This window comes from Citrobacter sp. CRE-46, assembly GCF_059615875.1.
In genome coordinates this window covers 3,687,272-3,711,348 of sequence record NZ_CM184341.1, presented here as the reverse complement: position 1 = coordinate 3,711,348, position 24,077 = coordinate 3,687,272, and the positions used below count along the sequence as shown (strand labels likewise).

Annotated in this window: 23 protein-coding genes and 1 pseudogene; 9 read left to right on the top strand and 15 right to left on the bottom strand. The window is 50.5% G+C overall.

Annotated elements, in window-relative coordinates:
- Positions 1–89 precede the first annotated feature (89 nt).
- Positions 90–1,250 (top strand): pyridoxal phosphate-dependent aminotransferase, encoded by a 1,161-nt coding sequence (locus tag AC534G_RS18280; protein ID WP_085047541.1) that lies wholly within the window; start codon positions 90–92, stop codon positions 1,248–1,250.
- Here the strand turns inward: AC534G_RS18280 and AC534G_RS18275 are convergent, their stop codons facing one another.
- The 4 genes and pseudogenes from AC534G_RS18275 to dsbG all read right to left on the bottom strand — a co-directional run bounded on the left by AC534G_RS18275 (position 1,251) and on the right by dsbG (position 5,113).
- The gene (locus tag AC534G_RS18275) at positions 1,251–1,868 is read right to left on the bottom strand and encodes an IbrB-like domain-containing protein (protein WP_038638649.1); all 618 of its coding nucleotides are present in this window, start codon (positions 1,866–1,868) and stop codon (positions 1,251–1,253) included. It abuts the gene before it with no gap.
- A complete protein-coding gene (locus AC534G_RS18270) occupies positions 1,853–3,076 on the bottom strand; it encodes a phosphoadenosine phosphosulfate reductase (RefSeq protein WP_038638652.1) in 1,224 nt (407 codons plus the stop codon). Before AC534G_RS18270 ends, AC534G_RS18275 begins: the two co-directional genes overlap by 16 nt.
- 173 nt (positions 3,077–3,249) lie before the next feature.
- On the bottom strand, positions 3,250–4,161 hold the full coding sequence (citR, locus tag AC534G_RS18265) for a DNA-binding transcriptional repressor CitR (RefSeq protein ID WP_110498582.1): 912 nt from the start codon (positions 4,159–4,161) through the stop codon (positions 3,250–3,252).
- A gap of 206 nt (positions 4,162–4,367) precedes the next feature.
- Positions 4,368–5,113 (bottom strand): annotated as a pseudogene (dsbG, locus tag AC534G_RS18260) (thiol:disulfide interchange protein DsbG).
- Between the two features lie 366 nt (positions 5,114–5,479).
- Between dsbG and ahpC the strand changes: the two are divergent.
- Both ahpC and ahpF read left to right on the top strand, forming a co-directional pair.
- Positions 5,480–6,043 (top strand): alkyl hydroperoxide reductase subunit C, encoded by a 564-nt coding sequence (gene ahpC, locus AC534G_RS18255; protein WP_004859485.1) that lies wholly within the window; start codon positions 5,480–5,482, stop codon positions 6,041–6,043.
- Positions 6,044–6,193: 150 nt separating this feature from the next.
- Positions 6,194–7,759 carry an alkyl hydroperoxide reductase subunit F gene (gene ahpF / locus AC534G_RS18250; protein WP_038638660.1) on the top strand — a complete coding sequence of 522 codons (1,566 nt, stop codon included), beginning with the start codon at positions 6,194–6,196 and terminating at the stop codon, positions 7,757–7,759.
- A 104-nt stretch (positions 7,760–7,863) separates the two neighbouring features.
- On the opposite strand, the gene uspG is transcribed toward ahpF, so the two are convergent.
- A complete protein-coding gene (gene uspG, locus AC534G_RS18245) occupies positions 7,864–8,292 on the bottom strand; it encodes a universal stress protein UspG (protein ID WP_016152215.1) in 429 nt (142 codons plus the stop codon).
- Between the two features lie 188 nt (positions 8,293–8,480).
- A complete protein-coding gene (gene rnk, locus AC534G_RS18240; RefSeq protein ID WP_005120853.1) occupies positions 8,481–8,891 on the bottom strand; it encodes a nucleoside diphosphate kinase regulator in 411 nt (136 codons plus the stop codon).
- Between the two features lie 276 nt (positions 8,892–9,167).
- Between rnk and AC534G_RS18235 the strand changes: the two genes are divergently transcribed.
- Together AC534G_RS18235 and AC534G_RS18230 are read left to right on the top strand one after the other, a co-directional pair.
- Positions 9,168–9,998 (top strand): alpha/beta fold hydrolase, encoded by an 831-nt coding sequence (locus tag AC534G_RS18235; RefSeq protein ID WP_038638697.1) that lies wholly within the window; start codon positions 9,168–9,170, stop codon positions 9,996–9,998.
- Between the two features lie 96 nt (positions 9,999–10,094).
- Positions 10,095–10,718, top strand: a complete 624-nt coding sequence (locus tag AC534G_RS18230; protein WP_087857129.1) for a flavin reductase family protein — start codon at positions 10,095–10,097, stop codon at positions 10,716–10,718.
- A 41-nt stretch (positions 10,719–10,759) separates the two neighbouring features.
- On the opposite strand, the gene rna is transcribed toward AC534G_RS18230, so the two are convergent.
- The 8 genes from rna to citC all read right to left on the bottom strand — a co-directional run bounded on the left by rna (position 10,760) and on the right by citC (position 18,414).
- The gene (gene rna, locus AC534G_RS18225; RefSeq protein WP_069323149.1) at positions 10,760–11,566 is read right to left on the bottom strand and encodes a ribonuclease I; all 807 of its coding nucleotides are present in this window, start codon (positions 11,564–11,566) and stop codon (positions 10,760–10,762) included.
- 110 nt (positions 11,567–11,676) lie between these two features.
- Positions 11,677–13,140 (bottom strand): citrate/succinate antiporter CitT, encoded by a 1,464-nt coding sequence (gene citT / locus AC534G_RS18220; RefSeq protein WP_069323150.1) that lies wholly within the window; start codon positions 13,138–13,140, stop codon positions 11,677–11,679.
- 25 nt (positions 13,141–13,165) lie between these two features.
- Complete coding sequence (citG, locus tag AC534G_RS18215; protein WP_038638706.1) at positions 13,166–14,071, bottom strand: triphosphoribosyl-dephospho-CoA synthase CitG; 906 nt, start codon at positions 14,069–14,071, stop codon at positions 13,166–13,168.
- A complete protein-coding gene (citX, locus tag AC534G_RS18210; RefSeq protein WP_038638710.1) occupies positions 14,040–14,594 on the bottom strand; it encodes a citrate lyase holo-[acyl-carrier protein] synthase in 555 nt (184 codons plus the stop codon). Before citX ends, citG begins: the two co-directional genes overlap by 32 nt.
- A 3-nt stretch (positions 14,595–14,597) precedes the next feature.
- Positions 14,598–16,130: a citrate lyase subunit alpha gene (gene citF, locus AC534G_RS18205; RefSeq protein ID WP_110498580.1), complete on the bottom strand. Its 1,533-nt coding sequence runs from the start codon at positions 16,128–16,130 to the stop codon at positions 14,598–14,600.
- Between the two features lie 9 nt (positions 16,131–16,139).
- Positions 16,140–17,048 carry an aldolase/citrate lyase family protein gene (locus AC534G_RS18200; RefSeq protein WP_069323153.1) on the bottom strand — a complete coding sequence of 303 codons (909 nt, stop codon included), beginning with the start codon at positions 17,046–17,048 and terminating at the stop codon, positions 16,140–16,142.
- Complete coding sequence (gene citD, locus AC534G_RS18195) at positions 17,045–17,341, bottom strand: citrate lyase acyl carrier protein (protein ID WP_003831276.1); 297 nt, start codon at positions 17,339–17,341, stop codon at positions 17,045–17,047. Before citD ends, AC534G_RS18200 begins: the two co-directional genes overlap by 4 nt.
- On the bottom strand, positions 17,338–18,414 hold the full coding sequence (gene citC / locus AC534G_RS18190; RefSeq protein WP_038638718.1) for a [citrate (pro-3S)-lyase] ligase: 1,077 nt from the start codon (positions 18,412–18,414) through the stop codon (positions 17,338–17,340). The genes citD and citC overlap by 4 nt, the downstream gene beginning before the upstream one ends.
- Positions 18,415–18,802: 388 nt before the next feature.
- Between citC and dpiB the strand changes: the two genes are divergently transcribed.
- Together dpiB and dpiA are read left to right on the top strand one after the other, a co-directional pair.
- On the top strand, positions 18,803–20,464 hold the full coding sequence (gene dpiB / locus AC534G_RS18185; protein ID WP_038638721.1) for a sensor histidine kinase DpiB: 1,662 nt from the start codon (positions 18,803–18,805) through the stop codon (positions 20,462–20,464).
- Complete coding sequence (gene dpiA, locus AC534G_RS18180) at positions 20,433–21,113, top strand: two-component response regulator DpiA (protein ID WP_003831279.1); 681 nt, start codon at positions 20,433–20,435, stop codon at positions 21,111–21,113. Before dpiB ends, dpiA begins: the two co-directional genes overlap by 32 nt.
- Before the next feature lie 149 nt (positions 21,114–21,262).
- On the opposite strand, the gene dcuC is transcribed toward dpiA, so the two are convergent.
- Complete coding sequence (gene dcuC / locus AC534G_RS18175) at positions 21,263–22,645, bottom strand: anaerobic C4-dicarboxylate transporter DcuC (protein ID WP_110498579.1); 1,383 nt, start codon at positions 22,643–22,645, stop codon at positions 21,263–21,265.
- A 451-nt stretch (positions 22,646–23,096) separates the two neighbouring features.
- Here dcuC and pagP point away from each other — a divergent pair, with 451 nt between their 5' ends.
- Positions 23,097–23,660: a lipid IV(A) palmitoyltransferase PagP gene (gene pagP / locus AC534G_RS18170; protein WP_038638726.1), complete on the top strand. Its 564-nt coding sequence runs from the start codon at positions 23,097–23,099 to the stop codon at positions 23,658–23,660.
- A gap of 188 nt (positions 23,661–23,848) precedes the next feature.
- A complete protein-coding gene (gene cspE, locus AC534G_RS18165; RefSeq protein ID WP_000034825.1) occupies positions 23,849–24,058 on the top strand; it encodes a transcription antiterminator/RNA stability regulator CspE in 210 nt (69 codons plus the stop codon).
- The last annotated feature ends 19 nt before the right edge of the window (positions 24,059–24,077 follow it).

Here is a 24,077-nt window from a genome sequence, read left to right as displayed (position 1 = left end):
TATATAGACGTCTGAACGTCTTGATTGCCAAATACTAACATCGTGCTATAGTGGCTTCAACAACAACATCACACGTCGGGATAACAATAATGAGCAATAACCCACTGATTGTGCAAAGCAAGCTCCCAAATCTGGGGACCACAATATTTACGCAAATGAGCGCGCTGGCACAGCAGCATCAGGCCATTAACCTCTCGCAGGGATTTCCTGATTTTGACGGTCCACATTTCTTGCAGGAACGTCTGGCATATCATGTCGCGCATGGCGCTAACCAGTATGCGCCGATGACGGGCGTGCAGCCGCTGCGCGAAGCCATTGCCGATAAAACCGCGGAGTTGTACGGTTATAAGCCCGATGCGACAAGTGAAGTCACCGTCACGGCAGGGGCCACAGAAGCATTGTATGCAGCCATTACGGCGCTGGTGCGGCCTGGTGATGAAGTCATCTGTTTTGATCCGAGCTACGACAGCTACGCGCCTGCGGTGGCGTTATCCGGCGGCGTGGTGAAACGTATTGCGTTGCAACCGCCGTCATTTCGTGTGAACTGGCAGGAATTTGCCACGTTACTCAGCGAGCGCACCCGGTTAGTGATCCTCAATACACCGCATAACCCATCTGCTACCGTCTGGCAGCGCGCTGATTTTGATGCGTTATGGCAGGCGATTAAAGAGCGCGAGATTTTTGTTATTAGCGACGAAGTGTATGAGCATATCTGCTTTGCCGCTCATGGACATGCAAGCGTGCTGGCTCATCCGCAGCTACGGGAACGCGCTGTTGCCGTTTCATCTTTCGGTAAAACGTATCATATGACCGGCTGGAAAGTCGGCTATTGCGTTGCACCCGACGCCATTAGCGCCGAGCTACGCAAAGTCCATCAGTACCTGACGTTCTCAGTCAACACACCGGCTCAGCTGGCGCTGGCGGATATGCTGCGGGAGAGCCCAATACACTACCGCGAGCTGCCCGCGTTTTATCAGAGAAAGCGTGATGTGCTGGTGAATGCGTTACGCGACAGCCGACTGGAAATTCTGCCGTGTGAGGGGACCTATTTTCTGCTGGTCGATTACAGTGCGGTCTCAACGCTTACTGACGTTGAGTTTTGTCAGTGGTTAACTAAAGAAGTGGGGGTTGCGGCGATACCGCTGTCGGTGTTCTGCGCCGATCCTTTCCCGCATAAGCTGATCCGCCTATGTTTTGCCAAGCAAGAATCGACGCTGTTAGCAGCCGCAGAGCGTCTGGTTTCGCTGTAATTATTTTACTGTCCAGGCTTTGGAAAACCGACGGTCGGCAAATAACTCCTGCAGGCCGTTGATTTGTTTCAGTCGCAACACTTCATCGTTATCCATGCCGAGTTCTTTAGCGATTTTTTCTTCACTCCAGCCCAGTTGCGATAATTCACGCACGATTTCCGACATGGCGTGGATTTGGTGGCGTCCGCGGGCGCGGTTATGGCGGATTGTCGCCGCCATACGTTCATGGCGATCGCGTTCCAGGCAGGCGACGGGCAGATAGCCTTTTAATCGTGGTTTTAGCGATGCTTTGTTTTTTCCTAATTCATGGCGGTGAAAGCCATCGATGATTTCATACTCTTCTTCCGTTGAGTGAACCACGACAATCGGCTGGGTGAAGCCATCCGCTTCGATGGATTTCAACAGCAGCTTTTTCTCCGGCGGCGCAACGTTATTAGGATTGTAATCATTGGGCGAAATGTGATCGCTTTTAATCCATAACACGCAATCTACTGGTTCTTCACGAAATGGACTGACGCTGTGGATTGCCATTCTGAATTCATTAATGGCTTCAATTCTATCTTTTTCTGGCAAACCAGAAAGAAAGCCGAGGAGTTCCTGTGTTAATCGTTGTTGCATAACAACCCCCATTCCTGACGTTTGGTTTTCATGCGTTCAGTATATCGCTGGTAGTTTTTCGTTTTTGTGGGGCTGAACGAAAGTGCCCGACACCAGTAATCATTATTCAGGAGTACTTTGCAGATCCTTCTCCATGAGGGGATATCCCTGGAACCAATATCGCCTTCCTGACTTTCCGGGATATTGTCCATGCCTTTTTTCTTATACCACTGTATATAGACAGCGATTTTGTTGCGGTAATGTTCTGCGGTCTGTTCTGGCATGCTGTGTAATAGCAGCATGGCGTATTGCTGCCAACTTAAATGCTCTGGTTTGAGTATTTTCCGATGACCGTAAAAATGGTTGTCATGACCGGCGTAAATCCCGCCGCTTTTAACGCCGCTGACGCGGGCGCACATAGCCGCCCATCGCTGTGGCTCAATGACATGGTACAGCCACAGCCCCTGGCGTTGTTCTGGTCCAAAGGGCTCGCAAATACGCATATATCGTGTTGGGACTCCGGCCTGATACATCAGGTTATACAAGGGATTGCATGGCATTTTTGTCTTTGCAAACCATGTCCAGATATCGGCTGTTTTCCAGTCATATAACGGATAAATATACCAGGTGTGTCCACCTGGCGCTGCCGTCGTCCACGGCTTGTCATCGGCAAAACGTTGCTTACGCGAGTTGGCGATGGCCACAAAGCGGTTATAGGACTCGTCCGCGCGAATGCCGACCATCATCGCTGCGGGACGCTTTTGTGAAAACCAATCTGCGAACTCGCGAACAAAAAGCTCAAAGGTCATACCGGGCTGATAGAAAGAAAAGAAATTGGGGTCGGTTATGGCATCGGCTGGTGGCTGACGCACCCACTGTATATTCGGCTCCCAGCACTGCCATTCGGGTTGATATTGTGAAAGCGCGTTTTGTGTGGTCAGAGGTAATGCGACCCAATAAAATTCTTCGATAACATCGGAATAACTCTCGCGTAGCGCCTGGACATAATCGATAGTGCAGGAAAACTGAGCTTCCCAGTCAATAAATAATACGCTAATTTTTTTCTGTAACTGGCGGGCAAGGGTGGCTGTAAGATGGAGCATAAGACCGGAATCTTTTCCTCCCGATAATGAAACACAAATGCGCGGCAGTGTGTTGAGCGTCCATGTAATGCGCTCCTGTGCGGCTTCAAGTACATGTTGAGTTAGAGGTATTTTATAAACAGACATATCAAATCCATAGTGAGGCGCTGTTATTCCCCGCTATGGTAAATGGTCAGCATAAGAAATGCTAATCTATATGTGTCGTAATTTTTACAACTTATTCATCATTTCAATAAATAACTTTAATGAATTGTTAATATGAATTAATTATACCCATCGGGAAAATGTTTAACAGGCGTTTATTCGCTATCTGGTATGATTTTTTTTATATATGAGGCAAAGGAATCGTTAGAAAGCGAAGCGCGGTTATACATCATATACAGTTTTGCTGACGGTAATTTCATATCGACGCTAATCTCTTTGAGATTAAAGACAGGGGAGTAAAAATCGTACATAACTCTGGGTATAACACCAATGATATCAGTGTTTGATATAACGTTAACGATTGAAATCAAAGAGTCGCTACTGAAACCAATTTTACGATTGGCTAAAAAATGATTCGTTTGTGATTGATAATCTTTCATCCCCTGTTCCTCAGTGAGGAATAATGTAAATTTTTCCTTTAATAATTGCTCTATGGTACTTGAATCATTAATTCGGGGATGGTTACTGTTACGGACTAACACCCCTTCAATCGTTTTTAACGGCATGCATACAATGGAGCGGTTATGTACTGGTACGATTGTCAATACCAGATCCGCTTTGCGGTAAGATAAAATATTTTCAGCAGTTTCCGCGCTCATTAGAATGTCATGATGCTCAATTTCAATATCAATATCAGAATCTTCTCGGAGGGAATGAACTACTTCGTGTAAATGAAAACTGGTTGTCATTGGCGGGCAATAAATGATAAATTTTTTCTTTAAACTGGAGTTATGCATGATGTTAATTGTTTGCTCCAGTGAGTTGAGGTTTTGTTCCAGATGATGATGAAGATTGATGCCAGTTACCGTAGGCGTGATGCCTTTTCCTGAGCGAATGAACAATGGATCGTTAAACTGAGTACGAAGTCGTTGCAATGACTGACTCACGGCTGAAGGCGTAATAAAAAGTGTTTCCGCAGCCTTGCTGATGCTCAGGTGCTGATAGATACATTCAAAAATAACAAGCAAGTTTAGATCGAATTTTTTAAGATCGTAAAGATTAGCCATGTATACTTTCCTCTGACGGTAAAATTTGTAATAATTAAATTATGAAATAGTTTGAAATGTACTTATTTACAGGCTTTATGTTTCAGTGCTTAATGAACGATTAATTTAAACTAACATAGCACAAAACACTTAATTTTCACGAGAAAAAAAAGAAATGTGATGAGTGATTGAAATGAGAACGATAACAATCACTCATTTTATTACCTTTATTTATTTCCCATGATAATGTTTAATTTCTCCTCATCGGGTAACCCGACTTCCTGTTGCAGCGTATTGTCTTTACTCATGTAGTAGATGGCTGGCGTCACGTTAGCACCCAAATCATCCATCAACTTTTGATTGATATTGAGTATCTTCACCTGCTCGGGCGGGAGAGAGGCAGGAATTTCCAGCTTCATTTTGCCGCCGGAGGCTTCATAGTCATGCCAGGTTTTGGCCGGATCTTTTGTCGACAAGATTGCGGCAGCTGTTGCCGGGCTTTCAGGTTTGATTACGCCCACCAGTAGCGTACGCAACTGAACTTTACCGGAATCGACCCACGGACGCCCCTGCTGCCAAAACTGTTTGCAATAAGGGCAGAAGGGATCGGCGAACACGTAGACAATCACCGGGGCATCTTTCTTACCATCCAGAATCCATGAGGCTTTTTCCATTCGCTGCCACATCTCGCGCCCTGCTGGAGCATAGATCTCTTTTTCTATCAGTGCATTACTGAGGTTTTCACCTTTCTCATTGTACATGTAGCCTGAGATAGCATGTTTGCCGTCGGGCGTGACGTAGATAGTGACGCCCATATCCTGATATTTACCCAGATAACCTTTCATTCCGCCGGGGGCATCGAAAGGTTTCACAATAGTAATGCCCTGTTTCTCAATGGCTTTAACAGGGGCAGGTAGCTCTTCGGCATGAACGAAGCGGGAAGCAAGGATAAGAGTAAGGTACGCTTGAACATTGATTTTCCTTATAAAATCAGAAGGAAAGGGGACTGAATTGCAAAACCTATCACAGCCATAGGTAAGATCGACAGTCTGTCGATTGCCCTTTCTTTAGTTGGGTGATGTAATCCCAATCGCTGTTACGACCTTTGTTAAGGTAATGTAGAGCGCAACACATAGCCAGTTCTGCTGGTACTGAAGTTACCTGCGGGTAGCTCGGGTAATGAGGCTCCCTGCAAAGGGGGCCTTTTTTACTTTTGTCTTTTAGGTTCGATTGAGGGAGTTGTTAGTTAACGCTTATTGATTTGATAAAGGAAACGCATTAGCCCTTGGAAGAGATTTTCGTTAACTTATCTCTCAACGAAAACACGGAGGAAGTACAGATGTCTTTGATTAATACCAAAATTAAACCTTTCAAAAACCAGGCGTTCAAAAACGGTGAGTTCATCGAAGTAACCGAGAAAGATACCGAAGGTCGCTGGAGCGTCTTCTTCTTCTATCCGGCTGACTTCACCTTCGTATGCCCGACCGAACTGGGCGACGTTGCAGACCATTATGAAGAACTGCAGAAACTGGGCGTAGACGTTTACTCTGTTTCTACCGATACCCACTTTACGCACAAAGCATGGCACAGCAGCTCTGACACCATCGCAAAAATCAAATATGCAATGATCGGCGACCCGACTGGCGCCCTGACCCGTAACTTCGACAACATGCGTGAAGATGAAGGTCTGGCTGACCGCGCAACCTTCGTTGTTGACCCGCAGGGTATCATCCAGGCAATCGAAGTTACCGCTGAAGGTATCGGCCGTGATGCGTCCGACCTGCTGCGCAAAATTAAAGCTGCACAGTATGTTGCATCCCACCCAGGTGAAGTTTGCCCGGCTAAATGGAAAGAAGGTGAAGCGACACTGGCTCCATCTTTAGACCTGGTTGGTAAAATCTAAGCTAATTTGCAGGCCGGATAAACATAGTGCATCCGGCATTCCACAGGCGCAAATTTGCGCCTGTTTCATTCCAGCACCATGACGCAAGTTGCATTAATGCAGTCCCGCGAAGTCGGCTTGCATGATGATGTTTTCAGAGAGGGAAGAAGAATGCTCGACACAAATATGAAAACCCAGCTCAGGGCTTACCTTGAGAAACTGACCAAACCTGTTGAGCTGATTGCTACGCTGGATGACAGCGCTAAATCGGCAGAAATAAAGGAACTGCTGACTGAAATTGCTGAACTGTCAGAAAAAGTCACCTTCACAGAAGACAATACTCTGGCAGTGCGTAAGCCATCGTTCCTGATTACCAATCCTGGCTCTCACCAGGGGCCGCGCTTTGCGGGTTCTCCGCTGGGCCATGAATTTACCTCGCTGGTGCTCGCGCTGTTGTGGACAGGTGGTCATCCGTCAAAAGAGGCGCAGGCGTTGCTGGAGCAGATCCGCGATCTCGACGGTGATTTTGAATTTGAAACCTATTATTCACTCTCCTGCCATAACTGTCCGGACGTGGTGCAGGCGCTGAACCTGATGTCGGTACTGAACCCACGCATTAAACATACGGCGATTGACGGCGGTACGTTCCAGAATGAAATCACCGATCGTAACGTGATGGGCGTTCCGGCGGTATTTATGAACGGTAAAGAGTTCGGCCAGGGTCGCATGACGCTGACTGAGATCGTGGCGAAGGTGGACACCGGCGCAGAGAAACGTGCGGCTGAAGAGTTGAACAAGCGTGATGCTTATGACGTACTGATTGTTGGTTCTGGCCCTGCGGGAGCGGCTGCGGCGGTGTACTCTGCACGTAAAGGTATCCGCACCGGTCTGATGGGCGAACGTTTTGGCGGTCAGGTTCTGGATACCGTTGATATTGAAAACTATATCTCGGTACCGAAAACCGAAGGCCAGAAACTGGCTGGCGCGCTGAAAGCACACGTTGATGACTATGATGTTGATGTGATCGACAGCCAAAGTGCCAGCAAACTGGTTCCTGCGGCGCAGGAGGGTGGGCTGCATCAGATTGAAACGGCATCCGGCGCGGTGCTGAAAGCGCGCAGCATTATCATCGCGACCGGTGCGAAATGGCGCAACATGAATGTTCCGGGCGAAGATCAATATCGCACCAAAGGCGTAACTTACTGTCCGCACTGTGATGGCCCACTGTTTAAAGGCAAGCGTGTGGCGGTGATTGGCGGTGGTAACTCCGGTGTTGAAGCCGCTATCGATCTGGCGGGCATAGTGGAACATGTGACGCTGCTGGAGTTTGCTCCTGAAATGAAGGCCGATCAGGTGCTGCAGAATAAACTGCGTAGTCTGAAAAACGTCGACATCATTTTGAATGCGCAAACGACAGAAGTAAAAGGCGATGGCAGCAAAGTCACTGGGCTCGAGTATCGTGACCGCGTGAGCGGCGATGTTCACAGTGTAGAACTGGCAGGTATTTTTGTTCAGATTGGTCTGCTGCCGAACACCAACTGGCTGGAAGGCGCCGTTGAACGTAACCGCATGGGTGAAATTATCATTGATGCGAAGTGCGAAACCAGCGTGAAAGGTGTTTTCGCTGCAGGTGACTGCACAACCGTACCCTATAAGCAGATCATCATCGCGACAGGCGAAGGCGCGAAAGCCTCGTTAAGCTCCTTTGATTATCTGATTCGCACCACAGTAGCATAAAAAAGTAAGACTCACCTGCAATGCCAAAACCGCCAGTCATTCGCTGGCGGTTTTTTTATCCCTGTATCCCCCCTCTTGCTGGGGGGATAGCAAAATTGTCGCTGTTAACGGACAACCAGTACCGGCAGAGTGGCGTGGCGGACAACGCTGGAGGCGTTTGAGCCGAGCAGGTGGGTACTGATGGACGGGTTACGTGACCCAATGACCACCACATCCGCATTCAACTCTTCACCCAACTCGTTGACCACGTCACGGACGCTACCAAAGCGCACGTGTTGTTTAATGCGGGAGGGATCGATGCTGAAGTGACCGACCATTGTTTGCAGACGCGTTTCCGCTTCGTGTTGCAGATGCTCTTCAAAACGACGAACGTCTGCCGCAAAGCGGTGCAGGCTTAAGCTCGCTGAGCCTGGCAGCACATGCAGCAGATGGATAACGCCGTTTTCCTGTGCCAGGAATTCTGCATGGCGAATAGCCTTGTCACTCAGTTCCATTTCGAATACATCAACAGGCATTATGATTGTGTTGTACATAAACATTCTCCTTGTCATTACATGAACACATAACAGCATAGTATTAAAAATGATTCTGTCAGTCACGGCACAGATTTATGTTTTGCGAACAGGAAATAACGTGAGGAGCGGGGAGATGAGGAGTAACCGGAAAGAGGATGCAGATGCATCCCCTGCAAGATAAAGCGAATAGCTTTGATAAGACAGAGTTAGCGCAGGTAGTCGCCCGCAGCTTCTGGTTGGTACTCAAGCTCGATGACTTCGAGGTGTGTTGATGTACCGCCCGGCAGTTCCCAGTGAATGGTGTCGCCAACGCGCAGGCCCAGCAGTGCCGCGCCAACAGGCGCCATGACGGAAAGCTGTGTGCTGCTGTCAGTCATATTAGCCGGATACACCAGGGTACGCACACGGACTTCGCCATCACTCAGATTGCGGAATTTCACGCGGCTGTTCATGGTCACGACATCGTGCGGCATGGTTTCTGGAGAACACATTTGCGCGCGATCCAGCTCGGCGTTCAGGGCGTCGGCAATGGGTAAACCAGCAAACGCAGGTTGCTCCAACAGGCGGTCAATGCGTTCCGCATCGAGGTCGTTAATGATGATAGTTGGTCTGGACATTTATTACTCCATGTCGTCGATACTGCGGGTGCGCAGGTAAATAATCCCAAAAGAAAACCCTCACCGTCAGGCGGCAAGGGTTTAGCTTGTATGATGATACTGAGACTTACCCCATGTTTGAAGTGATTTAGTTCACATTCAGGTAAATCATCAATATTGTCGCATATGGTGTGATTTTAGCCGAAAAACGTGATCGTTCTCCAATTTGCATTATGCTTTTTAAGCGCTCGTTGCGGGTGCGTCAATACAACTCAGTGTTCCGCTACAGGAGATCTCATGAGCCAGTACGACAAACTTACCTTAAAAGACGGCAGCTATTTGCATTTTAAAGACTGGGGAAGTGGACAGCCCATCGTGTTCAGCCATGGTTGGCCGCTGACAGCAGATGCGTTTGAGGATCAGATGCTGTTTCTTGGGTCGAAAGGATTTCGTGTGATCGCCCATGACAGACGCGGACATGGCCGCTCGGCCCAACCGTGGGATGGCCACAATATGGATCAGTATGCTGACGATCTGGCTGAACTTACCGCGCATCTCAATCTTAAAGATGCCGTGCATGTTGGGCACTCTACCGGCGGTGGGGAAGTGGCGCGTTATATTGGCCGCCATGGGACGCAGCGGGTGGCAAAAGCGGTGTTAATTGGCGCGGTGACGCCCATCATGATCAAGACCGACTTTAACCCGAATGGCGTGCCGAAAGAGGTGTTTGATGGCATCCGGGAAGGGGTAGTGAACGATCGCGCCGCCTTCTTCTATGAACTGACCGCGGCATTCTATGGTTATAACCGTCCGGGCGCAAAAGAGTCGAAAGCCGTCCGGGAAAGTTTTGTTGAACAGGGCTTACAAGGGTCCATCAAAGCGTTGTACGACTGCATTCATGCGTTTTCAGAAACAGACCTGCGTGGCGATCTCGAAAAAATGACCATCCCGACGCTGGTGATCCACGGCGATGACGATCAGATTGTCCCGTTTGAAACCTGCGGCAAGGTCGCGGCGGAAATATTGCCAGATGCGCAGTTGAAGGTATATGCCGGAGGTTCTCACGGTATTTGCACCACCCATAAACAGCAGATCAATGGCGATCTGCTCAACTTTATTCAGTCGTAATCTTTAACGGATTGTTCTACGCTGATCTTCTTTTTCCAGGGAGATGAGCGAAGCATAATTCGTGCTGCGCTACCGTTAATGACACCAGAGAAGGCTATGTATTTCTATCAACCATCACAGGGACACGGCTTACCGCACGACCCGCTAAATGCCATCATTGGACCGCGCCCCATTGGCTGGATTGCGTCGCGCGACAGTAACGGGCGACATAACCTGGCGCCATACAGTTTCTTTAATTGCTTTAACTACCATCCGCCGATTATTGGTTTTGCCAGCAGCGGCTGGAAAGACAGCGTGCGGAATATTGTCGAAACCGGTGAGTTTGTCTGGAACCTGACCACCCTTGAACTGGCTGGCGCGATGAATGAAACGTCTGCCAGCTTGCCGCACGGCGAGGACGAGTTTTTTGCCGCTGGGCTGAATAAAGCCGACAGCCGGATTGTCAGCGTGCCGCGCGTGGCGCAAAGCCCGGTTAATTTTGAGTGCCGTTTATCGCAAACTCTGCAACTGACCACTGCTGACGGCGCGCCTGTAGAAACCTGGCTGGTGCTGGGAGAAGTGGTGGGCATCCATATAGACGAAACGCTACTGGAAGAAGGCATCTACCAGACGGCGAAAGCGAAGCCGGTACTGCGTGCGGGTGGACCCACGGCGTACTATTCAATCAGTGAAACACACCGTTTTGATCTGGTTCGCCCGGACGCCCGTTTGCAACGCTAAGCATGCAGACCGACGCCCGGTTTGCGCGTCGGTCGTGATTTTCAGTATCCTGCCTTGTCGATAATAAACTGTTTACCGCAGTTACCCGGATGCGGCTGCGGTAAGAATGACTGCGCAGATAGCGGTTGATTGATGGTGTCGGCTTTCAGGGATAGCTGGATCTCTGTGAGATAAGCCGGATTGCCGTGGCAGCTTAGCTTCACGGCTTTGACGTTCTCTTTGCCCCAGCTTTTGGCGATAGCGGCGTCAAATGCGTTGCGGCTGACGGTTTTGCCGTAGTTATCCGCGAGGAACTTGCCCGCTTCACTGTTTTTGAATTCATTATTCAGCCGCACCATCGTGCCAAAGTACACGTCGGGATCAAAACCAAAACAGGCGCCGTGTTTGGCATACTCGTAGCGTTCCAGGCAGGATGTTCCGCCAGCGCCTGGCATCACCGCGCTCAGTTTCGCCGCACTCTCCAGTGACAGGCCGGTTTCAGGCGCTGCGCATTTACGGCTGGCGCGCGCTTCAGGCAGGTTAGGAATGGGGCGTGTTGCGCAGCCAAAACGCATCCAGCGGCGGTTGTCTACCCCGCGAGCGGCGATCGATTTTGGCAGGCTGGGCCACAGGCCGTGAACGGTCAGAAAATCCACTTTGTCTGCAATCTCTTTTTGCAGACGACATTCGTCGGGTTCCTGACGATTACGCTCGTGTTGGCTTTGACAGAAACCGGTTTGCCAGGAGAGGGCCAGCACGTAGCGGTCAAAATCAGCGTACTGTTTTGCCTGAAGTTCATCGGCCTGAGCCACAGAAACTGGCAGCAGAAGCGCTGCCAGTAAAGAAGAATAACGCCACGTTGATGTCATGATGATTTCGGATACTTATATAAATTCTGAATATCATCTATTTAATCATAAAAAATGCCAGTCAGGTTTAGCTGACTGGCATCATTTTCATCAGGCGTGAGCCGGAATGATTAGCTCCACATTGCCAGAATCGGCCAGCCGACCAGCAGAAGCATAGCGATGTAGATAACGCCGAAGATAGCTCCCAGACGCCAGTAGTCTTTAGACTTCACATAACCACAACCGTAGATGATAACGCCAGGGCCGGTTGCATACGGCGTCAGGCAGCCCATGATACCGATGGACAGCACCAGCAGGATACACAGATGTTCCATTGGAACGCCCGGGATACCTTTACCGACCGCCAGAATTACCGGCAGCATGGTGGCGGTGTGTGCGGAAAGGCTGGCGAACAGGTAGTGAGCAAAGTAGAACACCAGCACCAGCACGATCACGGTCGCGTTAGGTGAGAAGCCTTCCAGGTGCGTGCTCATGGTGTTAGCGAACCAGTCGATGAAGCCTGAACGGGTCAAACCATTTGCCATAACAACCAGCGTGGCGAGGTTTACCAGTGTGTTCCATGCGCTGTTATAGCGGGTAATATCTTTCCACGGTACAACGTGTAGCGCCAGCATCAGGGAAACCGCCAGCAGACCCACCGCGGTGGCATCAATCAGTTTACCCCCGAAGACCCACAGACCCAGGCTGAGCAGAACCAGACCGATCAGGGTCAGCTCTTTACGCGTCAGTTTACCCATGGTTTTCAGTTCTTCACCGGCCCATGCGGCAACTTCAGTACTGTGAGTGACTTCTGGTTTGTACAGAACATAGGACAGCCACGGCGCAACGATCAGCAAAATAATACCGACCGGCAGGAAGCTGAGGAACCATTGCAGCCAACTGATTTGAATGCCAGCAATTTTGTTGACGAATTCCAGACCCAGTACGTTCGGCGCCGCGCCGGTCACGAACATAGAGGAGCTCAGGCTGGTACTGATGACCATCATCCACATCAGATATCCGCCGATACGGCGTGCGGAAGGATCGTTCGGGAATGATTTAAACAGCGGCGGCAGGTTTTTGATAACCGGGAATACGGTACCACCGGTACGCGCGGTGTTGGACGGTGTAAACGGCGCCAGCAGGATGTCGATAATAACAATCGCATAGCCCAGCGTCAGGGTACGTTTACCCATGAATTTCACCATGAACAGCGCGATACGACGACCCAGGCCGGTAACTTCATAACCCAGTGCGAAAATAAACGCGCCAAACACCAGCCACACGGTGGTGCTGGAGAAGCCCGCCAGACCCCATTTCAGCGCTTGCTTACCCGCTTTGAATGCCGGGTCGGCCAGCTCGGATGCGTCAAACAGCAGATAGTTACTGCCGATAACGCAGATCGTCACGGCGATAAAGCTGATTGCCGTTGCCGGAATGGGCTCCAGAATCATCCCGACAATCATGGCCACGAACACGGCAAAATAGTGCCATGCCTGTGGGGGCATGCCATCAGGGACGGGGATAAGAAACATGACGCCCATGACTACCAATGGGGCCAGTAACTTCCAAATTTTATCTTTTGCTAAAGACATGTGTGTGATTCTCCGGAAAGGATCTTTAATTGTGATAATGATGAACTTGTGAAATCTGAGCTAAGAACCATGTGACGATCAGCAGATCGGCGCAGCCTCCAGGACTGAGGTTGCGTTCAATGCACTGTTGGTCGAACTGGCGTAGGTATTCGAGATCGGCAGGGGTACGAATTCCGCCTTGTTGTAACAACGTGGAAGCCTGCTGCTGTAACCAGCGCAAACCTTCTGCGCCACCACGGGAAGCCACGTTGGTGTCGCCGTTGATAGACATCAGCAGCAGTAACGTATCGAGTAACGCCAGTTCAGGATCGCGGCCCTCAGCCAGCAGTGCACGGTAGTGCGGCAGAGCATGCTGAATGACGAGGGGATATCCTGCTTCGGCTTCGCCGCGTGCGCCGGTTAATCCCAGTTGCTGATAAAGACGTTGGCCAGCCGTGAGTTGTTGGTTGTTCTGGCGCAGTTCGCGCTCGGTCAGGCCACGGCAAAATGTTGCTGCCGTAGAGCAAAGGGTTTCAGCGGTAACGCTCAGGCGGAGCTGGAGCAGGCGGCCAATGGCGGCGCACAGTAATCCCAGCGAGAAGATGCTGCCTTTATGGGTGTTCACTCCGGCAGTAGCGCGAAACATATCGGCTTCGCAGGCCATGCCCAGCGGACGTAGTCCTGGCAGGACATCTTCCGGCGGCTGCTGTGCGCTAAATGCGCCGTATTCGATAAAACGCGGCAGCCATGTCTGAATCGCTTCAGCACTGCGATAAAAATCTTCCAGCGCCATATCTTTATGCGCGCCGTTATTAATACGATCCACCAGACCCGGTTTAGGCGACAGGTTGACTTCCGTCAGCATGGCGCGCCACGCCAGCGTGGCGTAAGCGTCAGGCAGATCCAGAGGAAGAACTGCGTTATGAGTTGATGTTGCGGGAATCGGCATCATGCAGCAGTGCCTCCATCTGAGTGAGTAAGTCGGAAAGCGCGTGAGTTTTACCTCGCGCGCATTCGGCAGCGCTTTGCTCGCACAGCAGACAGCGGCGGGCAGGGAGCGCGAAATGACGCCGGGACAGAATTTCCCCTTCAGGGTTCAGGACGTCGATGTCCCATAACCGTCCCAGCGGATGTGAATGCTCAAGTCCGATAGTGGCGAGCTTGAGGTCCTGGGCCGGAGCCTCAATGGCCAGCAGGCCTTCCGGTCCGCTGGCAGAGACCAGCGCAGTTTGCTCCCTGACAATCCAGGCGGATTTTTCCGCCAGCGCGAGCAGGGCGGTGACGCCGTGATTAAAGATGCGACGGGTTAATTCGCTGTCTTTAATCGGACCTGGCGCGACCACGGTAAACGAGACCAGTGGCGCGTGATGACGCGTGAGCCAGGCATGCTGCCTTGCTTGTCTCTCATCTCGGCTGGCGAGCAGCTCAGGGATGGAAACCGCGTGGCAGGTGGCGTGTTCAGGGAGCAGGTGCATGGCTTATTCCTTCACCTGATGCACAACGTCAATTACCGAACCATCGCGGTAGCGCACAACGGCAATTACGCGATCGGTAAATTCGATGGCGCGCGGTTGACCGGTTAGCTGCTGTGCACGTTCGCGCAGCCATTCAATCGACACCACTTTCATGCCAGCTTCTTGCAGGCGTTCCGCCAGTTCAGGGCGAGCAGGGTTGACGGCGATACCGTGGTCGGTAACCAGAATGTCAACGCTGGAACCTGGAGTTACGCAGGTCAGCACGTTATCTACCAATGTCGGGATGCGTCCACGAACCAGCGGTGCGACGATGATAGAAAGCGCTGCGGCCACAGCCGTATCGCAGTGACCACCGGAAGCGCCACGCAGTACGCCGTCGGAGCCGGTCAGTACGTTAACGTTGAAGTTGGTGTCTACTTCTAATGCGCTCAGTACCACAACGTCCAGGCGGTCAACGGATGCGCCTTTCGAGCCCCAGTTAGCGTACTGGTTAGCGCTAATCTCAATGTGATTTGGATTGCGGGCCAGGGATTTCGCGGCGGTACTGTCGAAGCTTTGTACATCCAGCAGTTTGCGGATTAAGCCTTTTTCATGCAGATCAACGATGGTGGCGGTGATGCCGCCCAGCGCGAAATCGGCATGGATGTCACGGCTACGCATTTTGTCTTCCAGGAAACGGGTAACGGCCAGAGACGCGCCGCCGGTTCCTGTCTGCAATGAGAAGCCTTCATTGAAGTAACCGGAGTTAGCAATGACGTCTGCCGCGCTGCGGGCGATCAACAATTCACGCGGATTGGTGGTCATACGGGTCGCGTCAGCACCAATTTTGTCCGCATCGCCGACCTGGTCGATCTGCACGATCAGATCCACTTGATCCTGGGTAATGCTGGCCGGGTTGTGCGGATAGCTCAGCAGTTGTTCTGTCAGCAGAACAACCTGCCTGGCGTTCTCGGCATCGACGCGGGCATAGCCCAGTGAGCCACAGCACGCTTTGCCGGTATAACCGTTAGCATTACCAAACTGGTCGCACGCCGGTACGCCGAGGAATGCGACATCAATGTTGAGTTCGCCACTTTGCACCAGGTGTACACGACCACCGTGGGAGTGGATTTGCACCGGCTCAGCCAGCAGACCACGAGAGATCTCTTCTGCCAGCGGGCCACGCAGCCCGGAGGTATAAATTCGGCTGACCACGCCCTGACGGATGTGCTCAACCAGCGGCGCGTGGCAGTCGCTCAGGGAGCTTGAGGCCAGCGTCAGATTTTTAAAGCCCATGTTGGCGATGGCGTCCATCACCAGGTTAATCGTCAGATCGCCACCGCGAAATGCGTGGTGGAAAGAGATGGTCATACCATCCTGTAAACCTGAACGATGAATGGCGTCTTCCAGATTAGCGCACAGCTTTTTGTCGCGCGGTTTTTGCGCCTGCAATTCTACTTTTGCGGTGCTCTGATAAGCGGAAAGCTCGCTTTCTGCATGACGGCTCCAGGTCGCCACGCGATCCTGGCGTTGAGACTGTTCGATTTTCTGCGTCATTTTTTTGCCTTATTCTTCGCGAATGCCGGAAAGTTCTGCACGGGAGATAACCAGAAGGGCGCGCTCGATAACCGGGCTGTCGACCATCTTGCCGTTCAGGGAAACCACGCCACGACCTTCGCGGGCGGCAGCTTCAGCGGCTTCCACCACCAGACGGGCATGAGCCAGCTCTTTGCGCGTCGGGGCATAGAGGTTATGCAGAAGTTCAATCTGGCGAGGGTTGATCAGCGACTTGCCGTCAAAACCCAGTTGCTTGATGTGTGAGGCTTCATGCAGGAAACCTGCTTCGTTGTTGGCATCGGAATAGACGGTATCGAACGCCTGAATACCGGCAGAGCGCGCAGCCTGCAAAATAGAGCAGCGGGCAAACAGCAGTTCAGTCCCTTCCGGGGAACGTTCAGTGCGCAGGTTACGCACATAATCTTCAGCACCCAGTGCAATACCAATCAGACGCTCGGAAGCGTGGGCGATTTCTACCGCGCGGGTAATGCCTAACGGCGATTCGATAGCGGCTAACAGACCGGTGCTGCCGGGTTCGCGACCACAGGCGTTTTCGATGCGCAGGATTTCGCTTTCGATGTCGATGACATCCTGTGCGGTATCGGTTTTCGGTAAACGCACGATGTCGGCGCCGCCGCGCACAACGGCTTCGAGGTCGTTGATGCCCCATTCGGAGTCGAGGGCGTTTACGCGCACGATGGTTTCTACGTCGTGATACAGCGGATGTTGCAGCGCGTGGTACACCATGCGGCGGGCGGTATCTTTTTCACGCAGCGCGACGGAGTCTTCCAGGTCGAACATCAGCGCATCAGCCGGGTAGATAAACGAGTTGCTGACCATGGCGGCATTGGCGCCCGGTACGAACAACATGCTACGGCGGGTACGGGTTTTACGTTGTTGTAAAGATTCGGCAATCACTGGCAATCCTCCCATGGCAGTGCCGGAATACCGCCAGCGCGGGCCAGTAGTGCTTCCAGTCGCGCACGTAAAATGCAGTCCAGTGCGCCTTTATCATCAACATTTAATTGCACGCCGCGTACGTTGTAGCGGGACAGTACGTCCAGAATGGTGGCCCGAATGGCATCACCGAACTGCTTTTCGACGCTACTGTTAACCTGCAGGTCAATATCCTGCGAATCGAGTGGGGCGATGCGAATCATCACATCACCGGACTCGAGTGTGCCTGCGACGGCTGCCTGGTTTATTTTCATTTTTCACCTGTTGCTAATGCGGGGGTATTTTGGCGGACTGCCGCACCCGATGAGGCTCGTTCAACCATGCTTTGCAGATAGCGCAGCGTGGCGTCAGGAACCAGGGATGCGATAGCCGTGAGATCTTTTTTAACCAGCAGCTTGCGCACCCAGGAGGCGGAAATCGGCATCTCCTGGAAGCACAGCCGCTCAATTTCCACCAGTTCAATCGGTGGGGCGGGAAGCGTTGGGGTCTCCAGCCAGTAACGCATATCGTTGTTGTACTGGGAGGTGACGGTGCAATACGGCTCGGTACCCACGAAACGGTGCGTAACGCCGAGAGCCGGGGCCAGGTACTGGCGGAAGATTTTCAGGTCTATTTCGGTGTAGCAGTGGTTAATAACGCTCTGCTCTTTGATGAAGTAGCACGGGAACGTAGCGCGGGAAATGATGTATTCCGAACCGCGATGCACGGTTAAACGCGGAATGTCTTTTGTCCCTTTAAGTACCAGATCCAGTCGGTCTTCATACGGAAAACGCGAGGTATCTTCTTTCACCAAAAACAGATGCAGCCAGTCACATTGCGCGGCCGCCTGTTGGATCAGAAAACGATGACCGTTGGTGAAGGGGTTGGCGTTCATGACGATACAGCCAATTTTTTTCCCTTCATGACGCTGTTTTGCCAGCGATTCGGCGTAGCGTTTCAACCGCGTGGTGCTGTTTTCCATCAACACCATAATGCCGGGCACGCTGGTGAGTGTGGAAAAGCCGCACTGTTTAAACAGCGATTCGTACTCGGTTTTGGTATAGATGAAGAGGTGCGTACAGTGGCGCTCATAGGCGAGGTTGATGAGTTCTGTCGCCAGCGTCAGCGCCAGGCCTTCACCGCGCACGGACTCACAAATCGCGACGCACTTAATGATATTTCCGGCGATACCGCCACAGGCAATCAGGCGATCGTCACGGGTGACGGTGATAAATACTTCGACGGTGGTATCAACGCTCAGATCGTTCTCTTTCAGAAATTGCGCGATAGCCGCCATCTTTTTATTTTCTGAGCGTTTAACTTGCGTGAATATATTATTACCGAACATAGTAAATAGAGCCCCGATGCTATATTTGTTACTGGGTTTCTGTTTTTGTTGCTCTGATTAGCAACCTGATAACGTTTTGTTTGCAATTGAAGGGAATGGTTTTTTATTACGGAGTATTTCTTTTTTTCCCTGCTGCATACATCGTAAGGAGTATTTTGGAGGTAATTTTTGATTTATTTCACAATAAGTTAGAAGGTTTTAATGTGTTTTATGGTTTTAAGTTTTTTAATTAATTTAACCCGGAAATAGCGCGTGGTTTTAATTTGTTTAATTGATTTAAGGTGGGGAATCTGCAACGATCCTGTTTTATATCGTCACTTTTAAATAAAACATTTTTATTACAACTACAATAGAAAATAAGTTTCGGTAACGTCGGTGAGGAAAATTTATGGCAGAACAGAAAAATAAAACACGGTTTCCTTTTTTTCGCAGTCTGGCGTTTCCGTTACGCATTTTTCTGCTCATTCTGGTCGTTTCTGTTCTTATTATCGCAGCGTTAGCACAATACTTTACCGCCAGTTTTGAAGATTATCTGACGACACATGTCCGCGATATGGCAATGAACCAGGCCAAAATCATCGCCTCTAATGACAGCATCATCACGGCGGTGAAGCATCGTGATTACAAGCGTCTGGCGACTATTGCCGACAAACTACAGAGCGGGACTGATTTCGATTATGTGGTGATTGGAGATACCCACTCTATTCGTCTTTATCATCCGAACCCGGAAAAAATTGGTTACCCGATGCAGTTCACCAAGCCTGGCGCGCTGGAAAAAGGTGAGAGCTACTTTATTACCGGCAAAGGATCTATTGGGATGGCAATGCGCGCCAAAACCCCTATCTTTGATGACGATGGCAAAATCATTGGCGTGGTCTCAATTGGCTATCTGATCAGTAAAATTGATAGCTGGCGATCGGATTTCTTACTGCCAATGGCTGGGGTATTTATCCTGCTGTTGTTGGTACTTATGCTGCTCTCCTGGTTTTTTGCTGCCCATATTCGTCGGCAGATGTTGGGGATGGAGCCTAAACAAATCGCGCGGGTGGTGCGTCAGCAGGAAGCGCTGTTCAGCTCGGTGTATGAAGGGTTGATTGCCGTGGATCCTGACGGATATATCACTGCGATAAACCGCAGTGCGAGGAAAATGCTGGGGCTGTCATCGCCGGGCAGAAAGTGGCTGGGCAAACCGGTAAATGAAGTCGTTCAGCCAGCGGACTTTTTCACCCAGCAGATTGCGGAACAACGCCAGGATGCGATGGTTAATTTTAATGGGTTGAGCGTTATCGCCAACCGTGAGGCGATTCGCTCCGGTGACGAACTGCTCGGCGCCATTATCAGTTTTCGTAGTAAAGATGAAATTGCTACCCTTAATGCGCAATTAACGCAAATCAAACAGTATGTTGAGAGCCTGAGAACGCTGCGTCATGAGCACCTGAACTGGATGTCGACTATCAATGGCCTGCTGCAAATGAAAGAGTATGACCGGGTGCTGGCTATGGTTCAGGGCGAGTCACAGGCGCAGCAACAACTGATTGACAGCCTGCGCGGCGCCTTTGCCGATCGTCAGGTGGCGGGTCTGTTATTTGGTAAGGTGCAACGTGCGCGGGAACTGGGTCTTACGATGACCATTGTTCCTGGCAGCCAACTGCGCCAACTGCCTGAAGGGCTGGATAGCACAGAGTTTGCAGCAATTGTTGGCAATCTGCTTGATAATGCATTTGAAGCGAGTTTACGCACCCAGCAAGGCAACAAAGTCGTCGAACTTTATTTGAGCGACGAAGGGGATGATGTGGTCATCGAAGTTGCCGATCAGGGATGCGGTGTGCCGGAAGCATTGCGTGAAAAAATATTTGAACAGGGTGTAAGCACCCGTACCGATGAACCAGGCGAACATGGCATCGGTTTGTATCTGATTGCAAGTTATGTGAGGCGCTGTAACGGGGTGATTACGCTCGAAGATAACTCCCCTTGCGGCACCTTATTTTCTTTATTTCTTCCGAAAGTGAAAAAAAATAATGACGGAACCATTAACGCTACTGATCGTTGAGGATGAAACGCTACTGGCGGAAATGCATGCTGAATATATCCGCCATATACCCGGCTTCAGCCAGATATGGCTGGCGGGTAATCTTGCGCAGGCAAGAATGATGATTGAGCGTTTTAAGCCCGGTTTGATTCTTCTTGATAACTACTTGCCGGACGGTAAGGGTATTACTTTGTTGCATGAGCTGACCCAGGCGCGTTATCCGGGCGGTGTGGTCTTTACCACGGCGGCCAGCGATATGGAAACGGTCTCCGAGGCCGTGCGCAGCGGCGCGTTTGATTATCTGGTCAAACCTATCGCTTACGAGCGGTTGGGGCAGACGCTGACGCGGTATCAACAGCGCAGACGCATGCTGGCAGGCAATGACAGCGCCAGTCAAAAGCAGATTGATGAAATGTTTAACGCCTACGCGCGCGGCGAGCCGAAAGGCGATTTGCCGACCGGGATTGATGCGTTAACGCTGAATGCGGTGCTGAAGCTATTTGCCGATCCGACGGTACATCATACTGCGGAAACGATCGCCCAGGCGCTCACCATCAGTCGTACGACCTCCAGACGTTATCTGGAGTACTGCGCCAGCCGCCATTTGATTATCGCGGAGATTATTCACGGGAAGGTGGGTAGACCGCAGCGTATTTATCACGGCGGCTAATACACGTCATCCTTTAAGCTGCCTCTTTGTTGGCTGCGTGCAGAAACCCCAGTCACATAGTTATCTATGCTCCTGGGGATTTCTTTACTTGCCGCCGCGATGCAGCATAAATGATTTTGTGTATTAAGGTCAGGTATTGACAGGTATCGTTAACCGCCAATCAGGGCAGACGTTGCCGGTACCATCACTTCGGTGGCGATAATCACCACCAGCAGTCCGACCAGCACCGGAACCGAGGTACGTTTCACAACTTCGAACGGAGAAATCTTCGCCATCCCAGCCACCGCCACAACGACGCCGGAGACTGGGGAAATGGTACGCCCGAGGTTGGAGGCCTGAAGCATCGGGATTGCAAGGTAAGCCGGGTTAATGCCGGAAGAGTGTGCCAGTTTCGGGATCATCTCAACGAAAGCATAGAACGGCGCGTTACCGGAACCCGTGGTCATTGCTGCCAGCATGGTCAGGATCACCAGTACCAGCATCAGAATAATACTCGCTGAGCCAAACGAGGTGGCGATAGAAATCAGACTTTGAATAAAGCCGATGGTACTCAAGCCCTGGGCAAAAACACCCGCAGCGACGAGCAGCATCACTACGTTAGCAAAGGCGTCCGCCATGCCCCGGTAAGCGACCTCCAGACCTGAAAACACCTTCTGAGTATTGAATCCGCGAACAAATTCCAGAACAGCGGCGATGAGCATGCATAGTACCAGGATAGTAATAATGTGCAGCTGCGGACCCCATTTACCATCAAAAATCAGAACGCCTACGATCGGTGTAAATGGCAGGATGGCATAAAACGACGGCGCGGTAGTGGTGATTTCTGCTACGTCTAACATTTCGTGAGAAATGTTCTCTTTTTTATCCAGGTAGCGCTGCCAGAAAAAGTGTGCGAGCGCCATAGCAATGATGGCGGCAATAGAAATTGGCAGCGTGGTTTTAAACGCGAAATCAATCAACGGCATTTCTGCGGCTTTTGCCGCCAGCACCACATCACCGGATGTCGGTGAAAGAATGATTGCGGCAGGGGAAGCGCATATGGCCGCTGCGGCGCCACGGCTGATCCCAACGTTAACCATAACCGGGAAAAGCGTTGCCATCAGCAATACGCCCAGGCCGGTAGCTGACGAGACTGCCAGCGACATCAGACAAGCGACGAAATAGGCGGCAATCATCAACAGATAAGGTGAGTTGATATATTGCAGCGGTTTGGAGGCCAGCTTAACGACCATATCGTTCGCGCCAATATGCGTCATGTAGGCGGCAAAACCACACAGCATCATAATCATCATGCCGAGATCGCCACCGCGGCTCATCAGCAAAATTTTAATGTATTCAACAATGTCTGTAGTAGTATAGCCCGTCGTTGCTGCGCTGGAAGGCAGAACTTTATGTCCCATCACCGCACTGATAATCAGCAAAACCAGACCGCCAACAAACAGTACGCCGGTGGCGGAATAACCTTTGATGATGTAGCGCGCTACACCCACAATAACCACAACCCCAATAAGGAGTTCAATAAATGTCAACATTGTTTCCCCTGTCGCATTGCTGCCCGGAAAGTAAAAAAACTAAAAAAAGTAAAAAGTGGTGACAGAATGTGCCTAATAAACCGATAACTATTGCTGATTGAAATCAATAAAAATACGGATTCAACCGATGGCCTGACTGTTTTTTCAACATCGTGGTTTAAAAAAGAATATCCCCGGCAAAAACTGTGAAACAGCATTGCTGTTGTGTGTATTTTGATATGAGAGTGTTAAATTATTGTTTCTTTATTTGTCCATCACGTTTGAGAAGAACAATTTATTAGCAATCAAGAGAAAATTATTCCTGTAATAAAGCCCAGTAAATAGAGGGGCAATCATCTTATAAGTATTGCCCGAAGAATATTCTGATTTTTTACCTGCGCATTTTTGTTAAGTTAACATTAAGGTTGAGTTTGCTACAATTGCTAATAACTCCCAGGATGGTAATTAAGTTGTGATTGTCGCTAAACGATATTTTCTCATTTTTTCATTTCTTTTTATTCAGTTAGCTTTCATTCCCCAGGGCGCTGCTGAAGATAAAGGCTGGTTTGCCACGTTTAAAGATAATGTCAGTGAAACCTGGCAGCAGCCGGAGCATTATGACCTGTATGTACCGGCTATTACCTGGCATGCCCGTTTTGCCTACGATAAAGAAAAAACGGATCGCTACAATGAACGCCCATGGGGGGCCGGATTTGGCCAATCCCGTTGGGATGATAAAGGTAACTGGCACGGGCTTTATATTATGGCCTTTAAGGATTCCTACAATAAATGGGAACCGATTGGCGGCTACGGCTGGGAGAAAACCTGGCGACCGCTGCCTGATGAAAACTTCCATACCGGCCTCGGCTTTACCGCTGGTTTTACCGCACGCGATAACTGGAACTACATTCCCGTGCCGGTGCTGTTGCCGCTGGCGTCAATCGGTTATGGTCCGGCAACGTTCCAGATGACCTACATTCCAGGAACCTATAACAATGGTAACGTCTACTTTGCGTGGTTACGCTTCCAGTTTTGATGGACTGCCTGTATTGTCAGTCAGGTTTTAAAAAAACCATTAAAAACATATGGATGGGAACGGTTACTGAAAAATAACGCGACATTTATCACTTTTTGATAAAGTTCGACTGGACAAAGCGCATCACAATTGTTGTACTGATACCCGACACAGCATTTGTGTCTATTTTTCATGTAAAGGTAATTTTGATGTCTAAGATTAAAGGTAACGTTAAGTGGTTTAATGAGTCCAAAGGATTCGGTTTCATTACTCCGGAAGATGGCAGCAAAGACGTGTTCGTACACTTCTCTGCAATCCAGACCAATGGTTTTAAAACTCTGGCTGAAGGTCAGCGCGTAGAGTTCGAAATCACTAACGGTGCCAAAGGCCCTTCTGCTGCAAACGTAATCGCTCTGTAAGCATACGACAGCAAGCATT